Genomic DNA, 1,521 nt, shown 5'->3' with positions numbered 1-1,521 from the left:
TTTTTTCTTGCAATCCAGCCTGCCCGCCACCATAATTTCTCTTGGAGGCTTTGTTGGCGAACGCTGGCATTGCCTTTTTTATTGCCCATCTGTTTCTTCACGCTCATCCCTCGGACGCAGGTCATCGATAACCGCAAAGCTCCAGATGGAGAAATCCGAATTCCCGTTGACCTCGCGCCGCGCCCGATAGCGTAGATCGCACACCTGTGCCGCCATACCGGCAAGCTCTTCCCGTGCGGAACGGTACATGCCACCCACGCGAACACCCCAAGCCGTTAGATAGGCCACGATGTCCGCAATCTGAACTGCCGTCGTCAGATGGCTGTGGACAAAAAAGGGCTCGGGAATCACCAGTGAGGCCCTCGCCTGCCCCCTCGTCGTCTTCCGGAAATAGCGTGACATCTGATCGATGAGGATATGGCACTGGGAACGTTCCAGCTCATCGAATACCACCAGCCCCAACTGCTCAGCCGACCGATCTTCCAGAAAGTAGAAATAACGCTCGAACAGATAAGCGTAATCCTTGCGCAGGAAATCACCCTCTGGCCGAGGCGCGTCTCTGTCCACTATGCTGGCAAACGCTTTGACCCGAAACTGACCACACAACGCCAATAGATGCGACACGAAAGCGAGCTTGGCCTGAGCCAGCGCGGTGATCTGTTCCCGTGTACCGGATGCGCCGTCTTCCAGCAACGCTCTGGCCAGATCTCGCCGCCGTTCCACCGGCATTGGATCCATCTGCGCGGCCTGGCGGAAGGTCTTGCGCTTGAGCAGCTTCTTGCCCTTTAGCTCCAGCAGACCATCGGACACCCGCCGCCCGAAAAATTCCAGTTCCGCATCCTGCACCCGGCAGATCAGATTCCACAGATCACGGTCCTCGATGGCGATTCCCGCCAAAACCTCATAGGGTGACTTCCGGAGATCCTGTCCGCTTTCATCGACAAAGAGCATGTAACTCATGCCGCCTCCTGGCCTGAGTCGATTTCAAGTTCCGAGACATCCAGATCACCGGAGAGGAGTTTGAGGATGCCACGGGTCATCTGGTCGAATAATTCAACGATACTTTGTTCCTGAAGCCTGTTATCAGCACAATACGGCATTCTTTTCCCTGACCTTCAAAACCGTTTCTTAATGTATTCCTGAGCCTGCCCACCCGTCAGCTCAGAAGTAGCTGCACCCGTGCGAACATAAAACCGCTCTACGTTGCTATCCTTGACGAATACTGGTGACTTACCGGGCAGGCATTCCACTGTCAACACCCTGACGCACTCATGCTCATCAAAACGTGGGTGCATGTACATCATGTGCGCAACACCCATTCGATCTTTGATCAGATTGACCAGATGCAGGTACATCTTGTCTTCATTGGGAAACTTGTTAACCTTGATGCTGACAGGTTCACCATCATCAGCCACACCGATCAATAAGTGCCTCGGAAAAAATAGATGGCTATTTGCATTATAGGGTTGGATTTCGTTCAATCTTACCCTTATTCTTCCCTTTAGTGAAACCTATTCCTTG

At 53.1% G+C, this 1,521-nt stretch carries 3 protein-coding genes; all 3 read right to left on the bottom strand.

Annotation, left to right across the window (positions count from 1 at the left end; translation table 11 throughout):
- Positions 1 to 78: 78 nt before the first annotated feature.
- Genes ACOCD2_RS19490 through ACOCD2_RS19480 form a run of 3 tightly spaced genes read right to left on the bottom strand, consistent with a single transcriptional unit; the run spans position 79 to position 1,481 of the window.
- Complete coding sequence (locus tag ACOCD2_RS19490) at positions 79 to 960, bottom strand: DUF3800 domain-containing protein (protein ID WP_293653187.1); 882 nt, start codon at positions 958 to 960, stop codon at positions 79 to 81.
- Entirely contained in the window at positions 957 to 1,100 is a 144-nt protein-coding gene (locus tag ACOCD2_RS19485) for a hypothetical protein (protein ID WP_293653188.1), read from the bottom strand. The genes ACOCD2_RS19490 and ACOCD2_RS19485 overlap by 4 nt, the downstream gene beginning before the upstream one ends.
- Positions 1,101 to 1,115: 15 nt before the next feature.
- Complete coding sequence (locus ACOCD2_RS19480; RefSeq protein ID WP_419625923.1) at positions 1,116 to 1,481, bottom strand: helix-turn-helix domain-containing protein; 366 nt, start codon at positions 1,479 to 1,481, stop codon at positions 1,116 to 1,118.
- Positions 1,482 to 1,521 lie beyond the last annotated feature (40 nt).

The sequence above is a fragment of the Thiolapillus sp. genome, assembly GCF_048562965.1.
Taxonomy (GTDB): domain Bacteria; phylum Pseudomonadota; class Gammaproteobacteria; order Chromatiales; family Chromatiaceae; genus Thiolapillus; species Thiolapillus brandeum_A.
The sequence above is the reverse complement of the archived record's forward strand: the minus strand, read 5'-3'. Positions and strand labels throughout refer to the sequence as shown.

Coding starts and splice junctions, on each gene's coding strand:
- ACOCD2_RS19490 (WP_293653187.1), bottom strand. CDS start 960: ATGAGTTACATGCTCTTTGTCGATGAAAGCGGACAGGATCTCCGGAAG.
- ACOCD2_RS19485 (WP_293653188.1), bottom strand. CDS start 1,100: ATGCCGTATTGTGCTGATAACAGGCTTCAGGAACAAAGTATCGTTGAA.